The sequence below is a fragment of the Sulfitobacter sp. 1A13679 genome, assembly GCF_043557115.1.
GTDB lineage: Bacteria > Pseudomonadota > Alphaproteobacteria > Rhodobacterales > Rhodobacteraceae > Sulfitobacter > Sulfitobacter faviae.
On sequence record NZ_JBIFFO010000009.1, the window covers coordinates 50,405 to 69,875 of the forward strand.

Here is a 19,471-nt window from a genome sequence, read left to right on the forward strand (position 1 = left end):
CTCAGCGCAGTTTGGGGTTGAGCGCATCGCGCAGCCAGTCGCCCAGCAAGTTGACCGCCAGCACAAGGATCGCCAGCGCCGCGGCGGGAAAGACGACGACCCACCAGATGCCCGAGAACAGGAATTCGTTGCCGATCTGGATCAACGTGCCGAGCGAGGGCTGGGTGGGCGGCATGCCGACACCGAGAAAGCTCAGGGTCGCCTCGGTCAGCACCGCCATGCCGAGGTTGATCGTGGCGATGACCAGCACGGGGCCGAGGACATTGGGCAGGATATGTTTGATCATGATTGCCAGCTTGCCGGTGCCGAGGGTGCGCGCCGCCTCGATATATTCCTTGCGGCGTTCCACCATGGTCGAGCCGCGCACGGTGCGGGCATATTGCACCCAATTGGTCAGCCCGATCGACAGGATCAACACAATGAGCGCCGACTCGGCCTGCGCCGAACTTGGCAGCGCACCGCGCAGAATACCGTTGATCAAAAGCGCCACGAGGATCGGCGGAAAGCTTAGCAGCACATCGGCGATCCGCATCAGCACCGCATCGACGATCCCGCCAAGAAAGCCGCCCAAAAGGCCAAGCGCCACGCCCATCACGGCGGCAAGGATCACGCTGGCGAAACCGACCAGCAGTGAAATCCGCATCCCGTACATGATCGACGAGAGCACGTCGCGGGCCTGCGTGTCGGTGCCAAGCAGGTAGGCGGCGCTGCCACCCTCGGCCCAGGCCGGGGGCAACTCGCTGTCAAAGAGGTCCAGTTCAGCGATGTTGAACGGGTCCTGCGGCGCAAGGCTCGGGGCGAAGATCGCCGTGAGGAACATCGCCAGCAGCACCAGCGCCGAGATCACCGCCACCCGCGACTTGCGGAAGCTGTAGGTGATATCGCTGTCCCAGAAGGCATAGAGCATGGGCATGAAGTTTGACATAGGGAAACCTCCTCAGACGCCGCGCGCGGGCGTTCTTTCGGCCCGCAGGCGCGGGTCGGCGACGTTGTACAAAAGGTCGACCAGCGTGTTGATGACGACGAAGATGAAGGACACCAGCACCAGATAGGCGGCCATCACGGGCACATCGGTGAAGTTCACCGCTTGGATGAACAGGAAGCCCATCCCCGGCCATTGAAAGACCGTCTCGGTGATGATGGCAAAGGCGATGAGCCCGCCCAGTTGCAGACCAAAGATCGTCATCACCGGGATGAGCGTGTTCTTCAGCGCATATTTGAAATGCAGCATGCGGTTCGGGATGCCGCGGGCCTTGGCGAACTTGATGTAATCCGCGCGCAGTACCTCCAGCATCTCGGCCCGCACCAGCCGCATGATCAGCGTCATCTGGAACAGCGCCAGCATGATCGCGGGCAGGATCAGCGCCTTAAGGCCGGATACCGTCAGGAACCCCGTGGTCCACCAGCCCAGATCGACCACCTTGCCGCGCCCGAAGCTTGGCAACCATCCCAGCGTGACCGAGAAGACGAGGATCAGCAGAATGCCGGTGACGAAGGTGGGCACCGAGATCCCTAGGAGCGAGATCACCTGCAACCCTTGGCTCAGCCAGCCGCGCGGGTTGAGGGCGGTGTAGATGCCCAAGGGCACCCCAAGTGCCAGCGCCAGACCGGCGGCGACCAGCACCAGCTCGGCAGTGGCGGGAAAGCGTTCGGCCAAAAGGTCCGAGACGGGGCGGTTGTTGCGATAGGACTGACCAAAGTCACCCTGCGCCGCATCTGCGATGAAACGCCCGTATTGCACCAGAACGGGGTCGTTGAGCCCCAGTTTCTCGCGCATCTCGGCGCGGTCCTGCACGGTGGCGTCTTCGGGCAGAAGATTGGAAATCGGGTCACCCAGAAAGCGGAACATCAGAAAGGCGATCGAGGCGACGACGAGCATCACCAGCGCGGCCTGTATGATGCGGCGGATAAGAAAGGCGAACATGCTGGCCTCCGGCTGGCAAGGTTATCGGTGGGCGGGCGTGGGGAGGGCGCCCGCCCGGGGGCAGGTTACTCGATCCGGGCGAGCCAGAGGCGCGGTTTGTCATCCGCGGTCTGGGGGATCTTCACCGCATCACGCGCGGCCCACGACAGGGGCTGGGCGTGCAGCGGCAACCATGCCACCTCTTGATCGGCGATGCGGAAGGCTTCGACCATCATCTCCATCCGCTTTTCGGCATCCAGCTCGGTCGCCACGGCCTTGGTCAGACGGTCAACCTCGGGGTTGGAGTAGCCGCCGGGGTTCCATGTGCCCATCTGCCCTTCGGGCGTGTGCAGCATCGCCGAGAGCACCGAATACCCGTCGAGCATCGGCAGCGTGGCCCAGCCCAGCATGAACATGTCGGTCTCATTGGCGCGGGCGCGCTCAAAATGAATCGCCTTGGTCTCTGCCGTGAGGTCCGCCTTGACGCCGACGCGGGCAAACATCGCCGCCAGCGCCTGACAGATCGCCGCGTCGTTGACGTAGCGGTCATTGGGGCAGTTCATGTTCAGGCTGAAGCCTTCGGGGTATCCGGCATCGGCCAGCATCTGCTTGGCCTTTTCGGGATCATAGGCGGGGATTTCATCGACCCCTTCGTCAAAGCCCGGCACCTGGGGGGCCACCAGACCGCCGAGGTTGCGGGATTTGCCGCGCATGATCTTGTCGCGCAGCAGGTCATAGCTGATGGCATGAACCAGCGCCTGACGGACCTCGACCTTTTGCAGCGGGTTGTCGTCTTGGTTGGGGTTGTTCGACGTGTCGGACATGTTGATGCCCATCATGATCGCGCGCAGGCCCGGCGCTTCGAGCACATGCATGCCTTCGGTCGCCTCGATCCGCTTGGCGTCCTGCAAGGGCGAGGGCACGATCATGTCCAGCTCGCCCGAGAGCATCGCCGCCACGCGGGTCGCATCGGAGTTGATCGGGTTCAACTCGATCCGGGTCAGGTTGTGCTGCGGCTCGTCCCACCAATCCTCGTTCACGGTCAGCACGGTCTGCGCGTCCGGGGTACGGGATTCAAAGCGGAAGGGGCCGGTGCCATTGGCGTTGGAGGTGGTGTAGCCTTCCTCGCCCTTCTGCGCGTCGATCGGGTCAAGCGCATCATGTTCCTCAAGCCAGCCGCTGTCGAAGATCAGCACATTGGTCAGGAAGTTATTCAAAAGGGGGTTCGGGCCGTCGAGCATGAGATCGACGGTCATCTCATCGACCATCTTGGCATCGACCAGACCGGCGATATTGCCGCGAATGGGGGAATCTTCATGCGCCGCCCGTTTGACCGAGGCCACCACATCTTCGGCTGAGAAATCCTGCCCGTCGTGGAACTTGATCCCCTCGCGCAGTTTGTAGCGCACGGTGGTCTCGTCGATCTGCTCCCAACTGGTGGCGAGCGCCGGTTCGATCTTGAGATCGGCGTCATAGCGGACCAGCGCCTCATAGACGTGATTCAAGAAAGAGACGGTGAAACTGTCGGTCATCGAATGCGGGTCGAGACCGTAGAGGTCGCCATTGGTGCCTAGGCGGAAGGTCTCGCCCTGCGCCATGCTGGCACAGCTGAGCGCCAGAGCCGAGGTGAATAGAAATTTGCGCGGTGTCATTGTTATCTCCCTGTTCGTGCCGCCCTGCGAGCACAGCGGACCTGCATCACAGCGACTAAAGCTAGGCTGGCACGATTCCATTTTTCTGTCTACAATTATTGTTAACAATCTGTGCTGACATTAATTGCTTGCACTTTATCGGGCGTTTCGACGACTATTGAGGCAAATTTAGTAAATAAAGATTTGAGGGGGGCCGGTAGGTGACAGGAGCAAAGCTCACGGAGAAGCAGATCTATGAACGGATCTGGAAATCCATCGCCGAACGTCGCCTGCCGCCCGGCACGCGATTGAAAGAGGAACGGCTGTGCGAAATCTTTGGCGCCAGCCGTCCGCGCATTCGGCGGGCATTGGACCAACTGACCCATGACGGGCTGGTCAGCCACATCCCGAACCGCGGCGCTTTTGTCACCACACCATCGGTCGACGAAGCCCGCGATGTCTTTTTCACCCGCCGCGTCGTGGAACGCGGCGTGATCGAAGCGCTGAAGAAACACGGCGCGCAAGAGAAGCTGGCCGCCTTGGAAGCCCATATCGCCGAAGAACGCGAAGCGCTGGCGGCGGGGGATACGGCGCGCATAATCCGGCTCTCGGGCGCCTTTCATATGCTGCTGGCCGAACTCGCCGCCTCTCCCCTTTTGGCCGATATCCTGCGCGACCTCGTCTCAAAAAGCACCTTGGTCACGGCTGTGTTCAAACCGAAATGCGATACGCAATGCGGCCCGGACGAACATGCCGCCATCGTCGCGGCCCTCGCCGCCGGGGATTTCGACACCGCGATGACAGAGATGGAGGCCCATCTTCTGGAAGCGGAGCGCACTTTGAAACTTGAAGCCTCGCAAGACGGCGCTGCGGCGCAGGACGATGTCCTCGGGGCCGCGTTGAGCGAGGACCTGTAATGACCAGCCATGCGATCATCCACACCACCGCGATCACGATGGACGCGGAGCGACGTGTCATCGACGATGCCACCGTGCTGTTCGAAAACGACCGCATCACCGCCGTCGGCCCCGCGGGCGAAGTGCCCCTCCCCGAGACCGCCGAGGTGATCGACGGGCGCGATATGATCACCCTGCCGGGGCTGATCGACAGCCATGCCCATGCGGGCCACGGGCTGACGCGCAACCTAGGCGGCGGCGATGGCGATGCGTGGTTTCAGGCCTGCGAGACGATCTACACCCGCGGCTCCACCCCCGCGTTCTGGCAGGCCGAAGCCCGGCTTTCGGGGCTTGAGCGGCTGAAGGCGGGGATCACCACCTGCACGATGCTGCTTGGCGGCGGGGCGGATCATTACCGCACCGATACGGTCGAAGCGGGCAATCTCCATTCTGAGGCCACGCGCGAGGTCGGCATCCGAACGATGCTGGCCGCGGGCCTGAACCGCCGCCCCTTCCCCAAGCCCTACCGCAGTCTGGACCTTGCCCGGGAGGTCAGCCTGTCCTTCGAGGATCAGTTAGAGGTCTGCGCTGAACTCGCGCAAACCAACGGGGATTTCTTGAACGATGGCGCGGGGGTCTGCCTCATCATGCCGGTCTATTCGCCCGAGGACTTTGCGCAGGCCCCCGATGACATCCGCGCGATGTGCCGCGCCGCGATGGACCTGCGCGAAAAACATGGGCTACTGTTCACTCAGGATGGGCACCGGTCCGGCTCCATCGCGCTGGCCGAAAACCTCGGCATTCTCGGCCCATGGGCCTATCTGTCCCATTCGGTCGACCTCACCCCCGAGGATATGGACGCGGCCAAACGCAGCGGCGCGTCGATCGTTCACAACCCCTCGGCCATCATGTCGGTTCTGGGCCGCTGCCCCGCGCCCGAACTGCGCGAAATGGGGGTGAACGTGGCGATCGGCTCGGACGCCGCGGCGCCGGACCGGGGCTATGACATGTTCCGCCACATGGCCCAATGCCTGCACTACCACCGCCGCCACTTCCGCGACCCGGAGGTGATGATGCCGCGTGATGTGCTGGAAATGTGCACCATCGACGCCGCCAAGGCGATTGGGATGGAGGCGGACCTTGGCTCACTCGAACCGGGCAAGAAGGCGGATATCGTCATGCTCGATCGCCGCAAACCGCATCTCTACCCGCCGATGATGCCGCTGACCACGGTCGCGCAATTTGCCAATGCAGCGGATGTGCATACGGTCATCGTAAACGGGGAAGTCGGCATGAGAGACCGCAAAACGGCACTGGACGAAGGCGGCATACTCGACGCAGCTGCGGGAGAACTGAATGCGGCCCTCGCCCGCTGCGACCTGTCGCATCTTCTCGTAGAATAACGAACATCACGCGCGGAACAGTAAAGGCGAGGGGCCACCCCCTCGCCTTCTGTCGCGTTCAGTCGGGCTTGGCGCCTTCCGTTTCACGGGCAACATTGCTGTTCCAGATCGTGTGATCGACGCCATCGCCAAGCTCGGCATATTCGGCGATCCTGAACATCGGCTCCTTCCCCGCCTTGCGCTGCGCGAAATAGTCCCGCGTGAGTTTGGCGACGGTCTTGGACAGGATCAGGATGGCGATCAGGTTGACCGTCGCCATTAGTGCCATGGAGGCATCGGCGAAGTTGAACACGGTCGTGACCGCCTGCAACGAGCCCCAGACCACCATCGCGATCACCAGCGCCTTCAGCACGAGAAGCGGGATACGCTTGCCCATCCCAAGGAACTCCATCGCGTTCTCGGCATAGGAATAATTCCCGATGATCGAGGTAAAGGCGAAGAACAGGATGGCGATCCCGATGAAGATCGGGCCGAATGCGCCGATATGCTGTTCCAAAGCGATCTGGGTCAGCGCCATGCCGGTCGCCGCACCTTCGGAATAGTCGACCACGCCCGAGAGCAGGATCATCAGCGCCGTGGCCGTGCAGATCACCAGCGTATCTATAAAGACGCCAAGCCCCTGCACCAGCCCTTGACTGGACGGATGGTGCGGATCGGGCACCGCGACGGCGGCGATGTTCGGGGCCGAGCCCATGCCCGCCTCATTCGAGAACAGACCGCGCTTCACGCCGTTGAGCAGGGCCACCATGAAGCCCCCCGTAAAGCCGCCTGCCGCCGCTTCGAAACCAAAGGCCGATTTGACGATCAAGGCCAGCATGGCGGGCACATCGGCGATGTTCAGAACCACGACGAGCAACGCCACGACGATATAGAGCCCGGCCATGGCAGGAACGATCTTTTCCGCGACCCGCGCGATGGATTTGATCCCGCCGAAGATGACGATGCCCGCAAAACCGCCGACGACAAGGCCGGTGACGAGCTTGGGAATGGCAAAGGCTTCCTCCATCGCGACGGAGATCGAGTTTGCCTGTACTGCCGAGAAAATCAGGCCGAAGCTGATGATGAGGCAGACCGAAAAGACATAGCCCATGGCGTTCGACCCGATGCCCCGGGACATGTAGAAGGCCGGCCCACCACGGTATTGCCCATCCGCGTTCCGAACCTTGTAAAGCTGCGCCAAGGTCGATTCCGCATAGGCCGTCGCCATGCCGACGAGTGCCACAACCCACATCCAGAACACAGCCCCCGGCCCGCCGAGATAGATCGCCACGGCCACCCCGGCAAGGTTGCCCGTACCGACCCGGCTGGCCAGAGAGATCGTCAGCGCTTGAAATGGCGAAATGCCCGCGGCGGAAGTGTCACGCGAGGATCTGACCACGCGAAAGAATTCGGCGAAATGCCGGAATTGCAGGAAACCAGTGCGCCAAGTGAAGTAAAGCCCGACAGCCAGCAGGCCATATACGAGGACGTAGCCCCATAAGACGGTGTTCAGGAAATCGACGATTGCGGTCATATTCTTGTCCCCCTCGTTTGCATGTTCAACAACTAACGCGTCGGCAGACAAGGGAAAGCTTTGAACCGAAATGAAAACGCCCGGCGGGCGTCAGTATCGATCGTCGCGGGGCTGCACGCCACCGCGCGAAAATGTGGTGCTACCTGCTACGCGGTTAGATGAATAGGGGCGCAGGCCGAAGGGCGGGCGCATGGCCCGCGCAAGAAGGCGACCGCCTTCACACCCCCAGTCTTCACACCCTCAGTGCGTCCACGCCCCACGGCGGCCGGTCGCGAAATTCTCGCCATAGCCGCCGGGGCGGACGTTGGGCTTGCGCTTGTTGGGCAGTTGCACCTGCGCGTCGATGCCATGATCGCGGGCGTATTCTTCGGCGGCTTCGCGGGTATCGAACTGCAAGCGCACTTGGCTTTGCGTATCATCTGACGAAGTCCAGCCCATCAGCGGATCGACCCTGCGCGCTTCCGCGGGCGAAAACTCAAGCAGCCAGACACGGGTCTTGGCCGTGCCGGAGGACATCGCTGTACGGGCGGGTTGGTAGATACGTGCGCGCATTTCGGGACTCTCGCTTCAATAACCTTGGGCTTTATCTAATATTCCGTGCCAAGGGGCAAGGGAATGCAGCCCCCCGCAAATAAAGCCTACCATGCTGCGGTGCAGAGACTACATCAAGACCACCCCATTGGAGTGTTCCATATGACCCCCTTCGCCCTCTTCGCCCTGCAAAGCCAGATCGCCGCCCTGGCGGTGGAAACCCAGATCGTGATGTCGCTGCGCCTCTTGGGCATGGCAGGCGCGCTGCCCGCCCGCCCCGGTGAGAACAACCGCATGGTGGCCGAGAAAGGCCCGGCCATGGTCAAAGCCTTCACCGCCGGGACGCAGGCCATGATGCTGGGCAAAAGCCCGGATCAGATCATGGACGCCTCGCTCGCCCCTCTGGCCCGCAAGGTGCGACAGAATCGTAAACGGTTGATGAAGTAGCGGCAAAAGCGCCCTTCGCGCCCCCCTGCCCCTTGAACCCCGCGTGAAAGAGGGCACCTATGGGAAGCTTGACGAAGGATACCCGCGATGCCCTATGCCCATTCCGACAAGACCGAGGGGATGCCGATGCTGGCAAACCCCGCACCAGACGTGCGCAACCGCCCCAAGCTGGAGGGCGGCCATAAGTTCAAACTGGTCACCGAATTCGACCCGGCGGGCGACCAGCCCACGGCGATCAAGGAACTAACCGAAGGGGTGAACTCGGGCGAGCGCGATCAGGTGCTTCTGGGCGCCACCGGGACGGGCAAGACCTTCACCATGGCCAAGGTCATCGAAGAGACGCAGCGCCCCGCCATCATCCTCGCTCCCAACAAGACGCTGGCGGCGCAGCTCTACGGCGAGTTCAAGGGCTTCTTCCCCGACAACGCGGTGGAATATTTCGTCTCCTACTACGACTATTACCAGCCCGAGGCCTATGTCGCGCGTTCCGACACCTTCATCGAGAAGGAGAGCCAGATTAACGAGCAGATCGACCGGATGCGCCACTCGGCCACCCGGGCGCTGCTGGAGCGTGACGACGTGATCATCGTGGCCTCGGTCTCCTGCATCTACGGCATCGGTAGCGTCGAGACCTATGGCGCGATGACCCAAGACCTGAAAGCGGGCAGCATGTACGACCAGCGCAAAGTCATCGCCGATCTGGTGGCCCAGCAGTACAAGCGCAACGACGCGGCCTTCCAGCGGGGCTCCTTTAGGGTGCGCGGCGACAGTCTTGAAATCTTCCCCGCCCACCTTGATGACCGCGCGTGGCGGCTGTCTTTCTTTGGCGAGGAGTTGGAAAGCATCACCGAATTTGATCCCCTGACCGGCGAGAAGACCGACACTTTCGATCAAATCCGCGTCTACGCCAACAGCCACTACGTGACGCCGAAACCGACGATGCAGCAGGCCATTCAGGGCATTAAGAAAGAGCTGCGCACGCGGCTCGACCAACTGGTCGCCGAGGGCAAACTGCTCGAAGCGCAGCGGCTGGAGCAGCGCACCAATTTCGACATCGAGATGCTGGAAGCCACCGGCGTCTGCAACGGGATCGAGAACTACTCGCGCTACCTGACGGGGCGTGCCCCGGGTGAGCCGCCCCCCACCCTGTTCGAATTCATTCCCGACAACGCCATCGTCTTCGCGGACGAATCCCACGTTTCGGTCCCGCAGATCGGCGGCATGTACAAGGGCGACTACCGGCGCAAGTTCACCCTGGCCGAGCACGGCTTCCGCCTGCCGTCCTGCATGGACAACCGCCCGCTGAAGTTCGAGGAATGGGACGCCATGCGTCCGCAGTCGGTCTTTGTCTCGGCCACCCCCGCGGCGTGGGAGATCGAGCAGACCGGCGGTGTTTTCACCGAACAGGTCATCCGCCCCACTGGCCTTTTGGACCCGCAGGTCGAGATCCGGCCCGTTGAAATGCAGGTCGATGATCTCCTGGACGAGGTGCGCAAGGTGGCCGCCGATGGCTACCGTACGCTTTGCACCGTGCTGACCAAACGCATGGCCGAAGACCTCACCGAATACATGCACGAACAAGGCATCCGGGTGCGCTACATGCACTCCGACATCGACACGATCGAGCGGATCGAAATCCTGCGCGACCTGAGGCTGGGCGCCTTCGACGTGCTGATCGGGATCAACCTGCTGCGCGAGGGGCTCGACATCCCCGAATGCGGGCTGGTGGCCATCCTCGACGCCGACAAGGAAGGCTTCCTGCGCTCGGAGACCTCCCTCATCCAGACCATCGGCCGCGCCGCGCGCAACGCCGAAGGGCGCGTCATCATGTACGCCGACCGCATCACCGGCTCCATGGAGCGCGCCATGGGCGAGACCGAGCGCCGCCGCGCCAAGCAAATCGCCTATAACGAGGAACACGGCATCACCCCCGCCACGGTGAAAAAGAACGTCGAAGACATCCTCGCGGGACTCTACAAAGGCGACGTGGACATGAACCGCGTCACCGCCAAGGTCGACAAGCCGATGGCGGGCGGCAACCTGCAAGCCGTGCTCGACGGGCTGCGCGCCGATATGCGCAAGGCTGCCGAAAACCTCGAGTTCGAAGAAGCCGCGCGCCTGCGTGACGAGGTCAAACGGCTGGAGGCTGTGGACCTTGCCGTCGCCGATGATCCGATGGCCCGGCAGCAGGCAGTCGACCGCGCCGTCGATGCCGCGCAGCAAGCCTCGGGCCGCAGCACCTCAGGCCGCGGCGGAATGCGCGGCGGCAATGTAAAGCGCCGTAAACGCTAAAGAAAAAGGGCCGCCCAGCTCAGGGTGGCCCTTGCACAATCCAACCCTAAAACACCGCGGTTACCGTCGCAGTGCCGCCACCAAGGCCAACACCAGCGCCGCACCGATTGCGGCGACGACCAGCAGCAACAGCAAGCCCCCCGCGGCCACCACTGTCACGCCCAGCGCGGCAAGAATGAAGGGCAGCGCCACGGCGCCGACGACCCCCAGAACAAGGTAAAGGATACGGTTCCGGCCCGCCACGGCCCCGGCAATGGCCCCGGCGGCAAGCCCGACCACCACGAGCGCGATCAGCGCCACCGCGCCAAGAGTATCAAGAAAGGCTTCCATCGAAGGGTTCTCCTAAATCAAATGAAGGGTACGAATGGCACGCCGCATGCCCCAAGGGTCAGCAGCAGGCCGAGAGCGATCATTCGGCGCATCGGGGATTCCTTTCCAATCACGGCCAAACCAGCCGCACTCTCATCAGACCCGATCCACTGTGCGAAAACAATGGGCTGCGCAAACTATCGCCACAGCGAAAGGGAGGCGTCATCGCCTCCCTTAACCATCTAGAGCGCCTATCAGATCCAGTAATAAGGCACGCCATAGTGATCGAACGTCCGCTCTTGCCACGCGCGGTCGCTGTGCCACTGCTCGGTCCGCTCCGGCGCGCCTTTGACCGTTGCCTCATCGATGTTGGTCATGAAACCATCGCGCGAGGGGTCATAGTTCAGCGCGTTCCACGGCACCGGATAATGCTCTTCCCCGAGCCCCAGAAAACCGCCGAAGCCCATCACGGCATAGGCGACCTTGCCGGATTTCTTGTCGATCATCAGGTGGTCGATATGGCCGATTTCGGTCCCATCCGCGCCGAAAACGGCGGTGCCGTTCACGTTGTCCGAAGAAACCAGCGATGCGGGTGCTGTCGTGTCAGTCATGGCTTGTTCCTCTCTTGATTGCTGTAACGGCAAAACCCGAGCCGGACGGTCCCGGTTCCAGCGATACGGGCAGGTTGGCGGGGATTGGCTCAGCCCCAGCGCGGCGCGGAGCGGGAACAATTCGGCGCACCTTCGGGTTGATCACTCAATAGAAACACACGCATTCGAGAGGGATCAAACAATGGAATATGGACTTTTAGGGCTCATCATCCTCATCGCCGACATCTACGCCATCTATCAGGTCGTCACCTCCAGCGCCTCGGGCGCGGCCAAGATCGCATGGGTCTTGGGCATCATCATCCTGCCGGTGCTGGGCTTCATCGTCTGGCTCATCGCAGGCCCCCGCGGTAACAAGGCCCACGTCTGAGCCCACGCCGGGCGACCCTGACATAGCAACTGCGAAACCCGGTGCCCTCGGCGCCGGGTTTTCACCTTCCCCCCGGCAAGCAACGATTTGTTAACCGCCATTAACCAAGATCGCAGCAGGAGCCTGCCATGCGATCTGTCCTTTGTCTTACCCTACTGGCCTGCCAGTTCAGCCCCACCGCCGCCCACGCCGGGCCGTGGCTGCGCGAGGAAGGCACGACCTTCATCTCAAGCTCCTTCTCGGCGACATACTTCTACGACCTCTCCCAAAGCACCTATATCGAATACGGGCTGCGTCAATCTCTCACCCTCGGCTTTGACCTCAACACCGCACAAAGCCGTTTTGGCCTGCAAAGCGGCCATGCCACCGTCTTCCTGCGCTTCCCCTTGGGGGAGCCGAGCGATACGGGTCGCTGGGCTTACGATATCGGCGCCGGAGCAAGCTGGTCGGGGGAGTTCATCTCGCCCCACCTCAGGGCCGGGCTGTCTTGGGGCCGCGGCTTCACCTTGGGCGAACGGAATGGCTGGCTGACCATCGATGCCTCCGCAAGGTGGGAGTTCGGCTTTTCGCAAGAGGTCATCAAGATCGACAGCACCGCCGGGCTCGACTTCACCCCCGTGACCACCGGAATGGCGCAGGTCTTTCTTACCTACACCGGGGGTGAGACCTATGCCAAATTCGCCCCTTCCATCGTTCTGTCGCCCAGCTTCACGAAATACCGCCTGCAGTTGGGCAGCGAAATCCCCTTCGACGCGCCAGAAAATTCGGCCCTTACCCTCAGCCTCTGGCGGGAGTTCTAAAGCAATTGGCCCCGCCGATCTCCGGCAGGGCCTCTTCACACCTCAGCGCAGCGCCACGGTCAGCGGTTGTCCATCCGCACCATAACAGAGAGCTTGCCCTTCACCGGCGTTGGCCAAACCACATGCAACTGATCCCGGTCCGGCCCTTCGGCGTGTTTCACATAAGGCATGTCGAACTGCGCCACGTTGTTGCCGTTGCGGATCGCCCCATGGGCCACCACCGCATCGCTGTTGAGCGCTTGCCCCTCGAACGGCAGATGCCCGGCGGTATCGATCACCCAAGTCTCTGACGGGGTCGACTGGGTGAACTCGATCTCGGCCATATTCTCCACCTGCGTGGTCACCGCATGGAAGGAATTGCCCTTCATCACCACGTTCTTGCACCGCGACAGGTCAAGATCAGCAAAGGTTGTATCCACCCGCTCGGCGCGGTCGATGCTGCCGTTAAAACTGCGGAACCGGTTGCCGGTGATGGTCACCCCGCTCAGGAAATGCCCCGCACCATGCGGTTTAACCACGATATAGCTGAACCACGGGGCCACCTCCCCGGACAGAAAGATATTGTCGCTGATGCTAAGCGCGCTGAACGAATAGCCCGTGGAGAAGGCCGGGGTCGGGTCCTGCTCATTCGTCCATTCGATAAAGCAATTATCGACGTAATTGCCGGTCACCACCGCGCTGGTATGGGCCGAAGCAAGGATCAGCCCCGCCGAGCGTACACCGTTGTCGACCGCATCGCCCTGAAAGAAGTGATTGCCCGTCACGATGCTGTTGCCCCCCGCCAGCAGTGCAAAATGGCGGAATTTGGTCGCACGGCAATCGCGCAGCTTCACGTCGTTGGCGTTGGTGTTAAGCGCGATGGAGGTCCGGTTCGGCACCGTCAGCGCATCCTCTGCCGACAGGAACTGACAGCGGTCAATCAACATGCCCTGACAGCCCCCGCCGATCGAGGTGACGCCGCGGTCTTTCGGGCGGCTGACAAAACAGTCCCGCAGGTGAAAGATCAGCCCCGAGGGCGCGAGGTTGATCGCGCTGCACCGGTTGTTGCACTGGAACTCGATATCATCGAGCACGAATTTCGACAGCGAGGCGAAGCCGCTGAAATCCACCATGTATTGGAACTTGCGGAAGGTGAAATTCTGCGTTCCCTCCGCATCGTAAAGCGGCGCGTTGAGCGTGATCTTCTGCGTGGCGACATTCTTGGACCGCACATAAATCTCGCGCCCCACCCCGGCCCCTTCAACCAGTGCGCCCACCGGCACGTTGGCGATATTGGTCACATTGGTCAGCTTGCGCGCGTCCGAGGCCGCGTAGCGCGCCTGCGAGGTCACCACCACCGTATCCCATGCGCTGCTCGCCGCGGCCTCAAGCTGGCCGTTGCGGATCACCCGACGGGTGGCATAGCTGGTCTTGTCCGGCACCGCCGCCTGCATGTCGAGCGGCCCGGTCACATTCACCTTGCGCCCCCCCATATCGAGCGAGTCGTGATCCGCGTTGTTCAAAAGCGCCTGAAAGGCTTTCAGAAAAGCGGTCTCTTCATTCTCGAAGGCTTCGATATAGCTGGGCAGATCGAAATTGCGGCGCAGCAGCAGCACCGCCCCCACCGGCATGGTCACATGGCCCTCGAATTTGACCGGCGTGTCAAAGGTCACATCCCCGTTCAGCAAGTAGTTCCCCGCGGGCACCAGCACCGTGCGCCCCGCCGCGGCGGCATTTGCCGCCTCGAAAGCGGCGGTATCGTCGCTCACCCCGTTGCCCACCGCACCAAAGTCGCGCACATCGACCTGCGCCAACATGTCCCGCAGAAAGACCGAGGTGACATCCTCAATCACGATATCGTCGATCCGCACCACGCCGCCCGTCGGCCCGGTCAGGTCCAACCCGAAATGCCCATAGACGGCCCCGGTGCCCCAGACCATATCGACCCCGCCGCGGTCGCCGCTGCCGATGATCGCGCTGACCTCGACCATCTCGCCATAGGCCGTCAGCGTGACCGACGGCCCGGCCTCCGTCACGCCGCTCACCCGGCCCCCACCCGCCTGCGCCGGATAGCCCGCGATCCGCACCGTCGGCAGGTTGCCACTCACCGCCTTCACCCGCGCCGTGACCCGCAGATAGCAGCCCGGCAGCAGCGGGGTCTGCCCCATGTAGCGCAGCCGCTGCGTGGCCTGCGTCTTCAGCAGTTCCAACGCCCCGCCAAAGTCCTGATCCGCGGGGACAAAGGCGGCATTGGCCGCGTTCTCATAGGTGTCCGACCCCGGCGTGCCGTCGCCGCTCGACCAGACATCCAGCCCCGCCGCAAAGGGGGTGGGCATCAACACCACGCCATCGGTAATCGCCTTGTTCATCGCTTTTCCTTTCCCCGGTCCGCACCTCCCACCGGGGCGCGCCGCTCAACTGCTCAGGCTCGGACAGGCCGAACCGCGAGGTCAAGGAAGTATCAACGATGTATTAACCCACACTTGCCCCGCCGCGCGGGGGCGGCGCAACAATGGTCAGACATTGGCCCCCGGCGCGTCGAGGATTTGCACCGCGCCGATGCGCCAGCCCGCCTCCGTCCGTTCCATCAGATAGCCCAACAGATGCGTGAACCCCTGAGGATCAACCACCTGCACCACCTGATAGAAACGCGCCCCATCCGCGCGCCGGTCGAGGAACCGCACCTCCGCCGGGTTCTGCACCATCGGGTAGCCATTGCTCACCATGCTGCGGAAATTCTCAGGGGTTTGGAAAAAACGCTGCAAATTCGGCGTGGCGAATTCTAATGCGGCGGCGAAATCATTCGCGCGAAAAGCGTCGAACTGGCGGTTGATCGTCTCTTCGATCTCAGCCTGCTGCGCCATCGCGCCAAAGCTCAGGAGGGCCGACAGCACCAGCCCTCCGAAAAATGTGAACATCCCTTTGCGCATTGCCTTTCCCCCTTGCCCTTGCTGAATGATCTAAGTCACGCAAGGGCAGAGGCAAAAGTTTCACGCGCCGGTCAGCTTGCCCGCCAGCGCATCGTCGATCAGCGCGACGGTCTCTTCCACGCCATAAAGCGCGATGAAGCCGCCAAACCGCGGCCCCTGATCGGCGCCCAGCAGCACTTGGTACAGCGCTTTGAACCAGTCGCGCAGCGGGTCGAAACGCTCCTTGCCTACGGCAAAGACCATGCTCTGCAGCGCCTCGGCATCCAGCCCGCCGTCCCAGACCTTCAGCCGGTCGCGCAGGTCTTCCAGCGCCTCGCGCTCCAGCTCGGTGGGCGCGCGGAACACCTTCGTGGGCTTCACGAAGTCGTTGAAATAGCGCACCGCGTGGCCCGCCGCCGCATCCATGCCGGGGTTGGTCTCGGGCGTGGCCTCAGGCGCATAGCGCTGGATGAAGCCCCAAAGCTGCGACTTGTCCTCGGCGCTCGACACGGAGGCGAGGTTCAAGAGCATCGAGAAGGGCACCACCATGTCCGACTTCGGAACATCACCGCCATGGATGTGCCAGACGGGGTTATTCAGCCGCGCCTTCACGTCCTGCGTCTCATAGGCGCGGAGCTGCTGGTGATACTCGTCGACCGCCTTGGGGATCACGTCGAAATACATGCGCTTGGCCGTCTTGGGCTTGAGAAACATGAAATACGACAGGCTTTCGGTGCTGGCATAGGTCAGCCACTGGTCGATCGAGATGCCGTTGCCAGAGGACTTGGAGATCTTCTGCCCGTTCTCGTCGAGGAACAGCTCATAGCTGAAATGCTCGGGCTTCTTGCCGCCCAAGATCTCGCAGATGCGGTCGTAGATCGCCGTGTTGGTGGCGTGTTCCTTGCCGTACATCTCGAAGTCGACGTCGAGCGCGGCCCAACGCGCGCCGAAGTCCGGCTTCCACTGCAGTTTCACATTGCCACCGGTGACCGGCAGGGTCATCTCGTTGCCGTCCTCGTCGTCGAAGGTGATCGTGCCGTCCTTGGCGTTGACCTCTTTCATCGGCACATACATCACGCGGCCCGTTTCGGGGTGGATCGGCAGGAAGATCGAATAGGTCTGCGCGCGCTCTTCGCGCAGCGACTTCAGCATCACCGCCATGATCTCATCATACTTCTCGCAAGCGCGCAGCAGCACCTCATCGAACTGGCCCGAGCGGTAGAATTCGCGCGCGGAATAGAACTCGTACTCGAAGCCGAAGGTGTCGAGGAAGCGGCGCAGCATGGCGTTGTTGTGATGGCCAAAGCTCTCATGCGTGCCGAAAGGGTCTGGCACGGAGGTCAGCGGCTTGTGCATATGCTCTTCCAGCATCTCCCGCTGCGGCACGTTGCCCGGCACCTTGCGCATACCGTCTAGGTCATCCGAGAAACACACCAGCTTGGTCGGGATGTCGCTGATCTCTTCAAAGGCGCGCTTGATCATCGTGGTGCGCAGCACTTCGCCGAAGGTGCCGATATGCGGCAGGCCCGAGGGGCCATAGCCCGTCTCGAACAGGACGTAACCCTTCTCTGGCGGCTTCTTGGCATAGCGTTTGAGCACCCGGCGCGCTTCTTCAAAGGGCCATGCTTTGCTGCTAAGTGCCGCGTCTCGGGTCTCGGACATGTCAGATCATCCATCTTTTGGCGTCCATGCGCCCAATGCGCACAGGGTCGCCCGTTCCTATTGCTTCACTCCCTGAGGGTCAATATTCTGCACCGCAACATACCTGTGCAAAGGATACCGCGATGCCCGACACATCTTCCCTCTCGCTCAGCGCCCAAGACAGCCTTGTCGCGCTGATGATCGCGGTCTCGGCCTCGGATGAGGACATCCGCACCGCCGAACTGGTCAAAATCGAATCCGCGCTGAACCTGCTGCCGGTCTTCTCGGGCTATGACAATGATCGCGTCTCGACGATTGGCAAAACGGTCTTTGACCTGTTCGAACAGGAGGACGGGTTGGATGCCCTCTTTGGCCTGATCCGCGAGGCCCTGCCGGAGCGTTTGCATGAAACGGCCTATGCGCTGGCCTGCGACGTGGCCGCCGCCGATGGCACGCTGGACGAGGCCGAGCTGCGGCTGCTCGAAGAAATCCGCTATGAGCTTAACATCGACCGGCTCCACGCCGCCGCGATCGAACGCGGCGCGCGGGCGCGGCACCTGACCTGAGCGCGGGTTAGGACTCTTCCAGCGCAACTTCCGGCTCGGCCCCGACCTCGGCTTCGGCATCAGGGTCGGGCGCCGCTGGCGTCTCGGGCGCGGCTTCGCCCTCCGGCTCGGGCTTCACGGCGACGTTATACAATAGGCCCCACCGCTCCAGCAGCCCACGTTGCACACGTTTGGCCCGCGCGTTCCAAGCCCGCGCCCCCGGCGGACGCTCTCGCTCCGCGCGGCTGATCTTGGCCCGTTCCTCGATATTCGCGGTCAGGATCGTAAAGGCCAGCACCCGGTCCTCGGGCGTGGTCAGGAACCCGGCCAGCGCCGAGACGAAGTTCAGCGTGCCGGTCTTCGCGTCGATCTCAATCGGATTGTCACGCTCGGGGCGGCCCCGATCATCGCGCAGATAGACCGGTTTCAAGATCGGCCGCAGCCCGGTGCCATGAATGCGCGCCAGCCCCCCGGCCATGTCATGCACGGTCATCTTGCTGTCATCGCCAAGGCCCGAGTGGTCGATCATTGCCGGGTTTTCCATGCCCAGTTCCTCAATCGCCCATTTGTTCATCTCGGCGGCAGAGGCCCGCAGGCTCGGCACCGTACCCAACCGTTTGGCGCTTGCAGCCATGCCGACCATCTCGGCGGTGAGGTTGGTGGAGTATTTCAGCATGTCCTTGAGGATGGGCCGCAGCTTGGTGCTGCGGTGGGTAACGAGGGTCTCGCCCTCTGGCAGCGTCTCGATCAGATCCGCATCGCCCAGTTTGATGCCATGGCTCCGGGCGATGGTGGCAAAGATGTCGCCCGCATAGACACCGGGCCGCCGGATCGGCAGCCAACGCGCCCCGCCAGAGCCCAAGGCCCCTTCCGCGACCGTCCAAACATCGCGCTCAGGCCGGTTCTCGTAGGTATAAACCGGCCCGCTGCGGTCCACGACTTCCATCGTGGCGACGCGCACGGCGGGGGCATAGCGCGCCGCGCGGCCCTCCATCGTCACGTCATAGCCGTCGCCACTGCGCTTCCACTCGAAATGCACGCGGTTGTAGTTCAGTGCTATGCCTGAGACGCCGGGGTTGTAACCGACATGGTCAGGCTGCTCGGGGTCAATCGCAAAGGTCGCGGGCAGCGCGCCCTCATAGACCTTGAAACCGCCCTTCACGCCTATGATACCCGCCTCTTTCAGGTCTTCGGCCATCTGCCCCAGATTGTCGCTGTCGAGGGTCGGATCCCCCCCACCGACGAGGATCAGATCGCCCTGCACCTCACCATCGACGACACCGCCGGTTGCCAAAAGGCGCGTCTCGAACACATGATCCGGCCCCAGTTGATCCAGCGCATAAAGCGCGGTGATCGCCTTGATGCTGCTGGCGGGCGGGATGCCATCGGTGGCGTTGGACGCCTCCAGCCAGATGCCGGTGTCAACATCGACCACGGCAAAGGCCACCGTGCCGGTGATCCCGCTGTCGGCGATGATCTCGGACACATTGGGAATGGCCTGTTTATACAGGTCGGCATCGCGCCCCACGGGGCGCAACGAAGTGGTCGGCGGCTCGGCCCAAGCAGAGGCCGTGGCCATCGCGGCAGCGGCCGCCCCAAGGAAAATGCGTCGCGTTAAGCGTCGTGTAAAACTCTGGCTCATGAGCTTGATATAAACCCCATGCGGCGTTCGGCCACAACCGGTCTGACAAGGG

At 62.5% G+C, this 19,471-nt stretch carries 18 protein-coding genes; 7 read left to right on the top strand and 11 right to left on the bottom strand.

Features of this window, described 5'->3' with window-relative positions; all coding sequences use genetic code 11:
- Nucleotide 1 precedes the first annotated feature (1 nt).
- The 3 genes from ACGYLA_RS08915 to ACGYLA_RS08925 form a co-directional block, all read right to left on the bottom strand.
- On the bottom strand, nucleotides 2-925 hold the full coding sequence (locus ACGYLA_RS08915) for an ABC transporter permease (RefSeq protein WP_168613040.1): 924 nt from the start codon (nucleotides 923-925) through the stop codon (nucleotides 2-4).
- 12 nt (nucleotides 926-937) lie between these two features.
- Nucleotides 938-1,924, bottom strand: coding sequence for an ABC transporter permease (locus tag ACGYLA_RS08920; RefSeq protein ID WP_394431958.1), 987 nt, complete (start codon nucleotides 1,922-1,924; stop codon nucleotides 938-940).
- A gap of 65 nt (nucleotides 1,925-1,989) precedes the next feature.
- Nucleotides 1,990-3,555, bottom strand: coding sequence for an ABC transporter substrate-binding protein (locus ACGYLA_RS08925; RefSeq protein WP_394431960.1), 1,566 nt, complete (start codon nucleotides 3,553-3,555; stop codon nucleotides 1,990-1,992).
- Nucleotides 3,556-3,755: 200 nt separating this feature from the next.
- Here ACGYLA_RS08925 and ACGYLA_RS08930 point away from each other — a divergent pair, with 200 nt between their 5' ends.
- Complete coding sequence (locus ACGYLA_RS08930; protein ID WP_168613037.1) at nucleotides 3,756-4,451, top strand: GntR family transcriptional regulator; 696 nt, start codon at nucleotides 3,756-3,758, stop codon at nucleotides 4,449-4,451.
- Nucleotides 4,451-5,833: an amidohydrolase family protein gene (locus tag ACGYLA_RS08935; protein ID WP_394431963.1), complete on the top strand. Its 1,383-nt coding sequence runs from the start codon at nucleotides 4,451-4,453 to the stop codon at nucleotides 5,831-5,833. Before ACGYLA_RS08930 ends, ACGYLA_RS08935 begins: the two co-directional genes overlap by 1 nt.
- A gap of 58 nt (nucleotides 5,834-5,891) precedes the next feature.
- Here ACGYLA_RS08935 and ACGYLA_RS08940 read toward each other — a convergent pair whose 3' ends face one another.
- Together ACGYLA_RS08940 and ACGYLA_RS08945 are read right to left on the bottom strand one after the other, a co-directional pair.
- Entirely contained in the window at nucleotides 5,892-7,346 is a 1,455-nt protein-coding gene (locus ACGYLA_RS08940; protein ID WP_067266940.1) for a sodium:alanine symporter family protein, read from the bottom strand.
- A 240-nt stretch (nucleotides 7,347-7,586) separates the two neighbouring features.
- Complete coding sequence (locus ACGYLA_RS08945; protein ID WP_067268114.1) at nucleotides 7,587-7,898, bottom strand: ETC complex I subunit; 312 nt, start codon at nucleotides 7,896-7,898, stop codon at nucleotides 7,587-7,589.
- 141 nt (nucleotides 7,899-8,039) lie between these two features.
- Here ACGYLA_RS08945 and ACGYLA_RS08950 point away from each other — a divergent pair, with 141 nt between their 5' ends.
- Together ACGYLA_RS08950 and uvrB are read left to right on the top strand one after the other, a co-directional pair.
- Nucleotides 8,040-8,324, top strand: coding sequence for an antifreeze protein (locus ACGYLA_RS08950; RefSeq protein ID WP_394402424.1), 285 nt, complete (start codon nucleotides 8,040-8,042; stop codon nucleotides 8,322-8,324).
- 87 nt (nucleotides 8,325-8,411) lie between these two features.
- On the top strand, nucleotides 8,412-10,616 hold the full coding sequence (gene uvrB, locus ACGYLA_RS08955) for an excinuclease ABC subunit UvrB (RefSeq protein WP_394431966.1): 2,205 nt from the start codon (nucleotides 8,412-8,414) through the stop codon (nucleotides 10,614-10,616).
- Between the two features lie 60 nt (nucleotides 10,617-10,676).
- On the opposite strand, the gene ACGYLA_RS08960 is transcribed toward uvrB, so the two are convergent.
- Both ACGYLA_RS08960 and ACGYLA_RS08965 read right to left on the bottom strand, forming a co-directional pair.
- On the bottom strand, nucleotides 10,677-10,946 hold the full coding sequence (locus ACGYLA_RS08960; RefSeq protein ID WP_209217057.1) for a GlsB/YeaQ/YmgE family stress response membrane protein: 270 nt from the start codon (nucleotides 10,944-10,946) through the stop codon (nucleotides 10,677-10,679).
- A gap of 233 nt (nucleotides 10,947-11,179) precedes the next feature.
- A complete protein-coding gene (locus tag ACGYLA_RS08965) occupies nucleotides 11,180-11,536 on the bottom strand; it encodes a PRC-barrel domain-containing protein (protein WP_067268120.1) in 357 nt (118 codons plus the stop codon).
- 181 nt (nucleotides 11,537-11,717) lie between these two features.
- Between ACGYLA_RS08965 and ACGYLA_RS08970 the strand changes: the two genes are divergently transcribed.
- Both ACGYLA_RS08970 and ACGYLA_RS08975 read left to right on the top strand, forming a co-directional pair.
- The gene (locus ACGYLA_RS08970) at nucleotides 11,718-11,903 is read left to right on the top strand and encodes a PLDc N-terminal domain-containing protein (RefSeq protein ID WP_067268122.1); all 186 of its coding nucleotides are present in this window, start codon (nucleotides 11,718-11,720) and stop codon (nucleotides 11,901-11,903) included.
- 128 nt (nucleotides 11,904-12,031) lie between these two features.
- Nucleotides 12,032-12,703: a hypothetical protein gene (locus tag ACGYLA_RS08975; protein ID WP_394431968.1), complete on the top strand. Its 672-nt coding sequence runs from the start codon at nucleotides 12,032-12,034 to the stop codon at nucleotides 12,701-12,703.
- Nucleotides 12,704-12,762: 59 nt separating this feature from the next.
- Here the strand turns inward: ACGYLA_RS08975 and ACGYLA_RS08980 are convergent, their stop codons facing one another.
- The 3 genes from ACGYLA_RS08980 to ACGYLA_RS08990 form a co-directional block, all read right to left on the bottom strand.
- Nucleotides 12,763-15,051 carry a glycosyl hydrolase family 28-related protein gene (locus ACGYLA_RS08980; RefSeq protein WP_394431971.1) on the bottom strand — a complete coding sequence of 763 codons (2,289 nt, stop codon included), beginning with the start codon at nucleotides 15,049-15,051 and terminating at the stop codon, nucleotides 12,763-12,765.
- A 147-nt stretch (nucleotides 15,052-15,198) separates the two neighbouring features.
- Nucleotides 15,199-15,600: a DUF4864 domain-containing protein gene (locus ACGYLA_RS08985; protein ID WP_394431973.1), complete on the bottom strand. Its 402-nt coding sequence runs from the start codon at nucleotides 15,598-15,600 to the stop codon at nucleotides 15,199-15,201.
- Nucleotides 15,601-15,672: 72 nt separating this feature from the next.
- Nucleotides 15,673-17,253 (bottom strand): lysine--tRNA ligase, encoded by a 1,581-nt coding sequence (locus ACGYLA_RS08990; RefSeq protein WP_394402420.1) that lies wholly within the window; start codon nucleotides 17,251-17,253, stop codon nucleotides 15,673-15,675.
- A gap of 122 nt (nucleotides 17,254-17,375) precedes the next feature.
- Here ACGYLA_RS08990 and ACGYLA_RS08995 point away from each other — a divergent pair, with 122 nt between their 5' ends.
- Nucleotides 17,376-17,798 (top strand): tellurite resistance TerB family protein, encoded by a 423-nt coding sequence (locus tag ACGYLA_RS08995; RefSeq protein WP_067268129.1) that lies wholly within the window; start codon nucleotides 17,376-17,378, stop codon nucleotides 17,796-17,798.
- Between the two features lie 7 nt (nucleotides 17,799-17,805).
- Here the strand turns inward: ACGYLA_RS08995 and dacB are convergent, their stop codons facing one another.
- Entirely contained in the window at nucleotides 17,806-19,356 is a 1,551-nt protein-coding gene (dacB, locus tag ACGYLA_RS09000) for a D-alanyl-D-alanine carboxypeptidase/D-alanyl-D-alanine-endopeptidase (protein ID WP_394431975.1), read from the bottom strand.
- Nucleotides 19,357-19,471 lie beyond the last annotated feature (115 nt).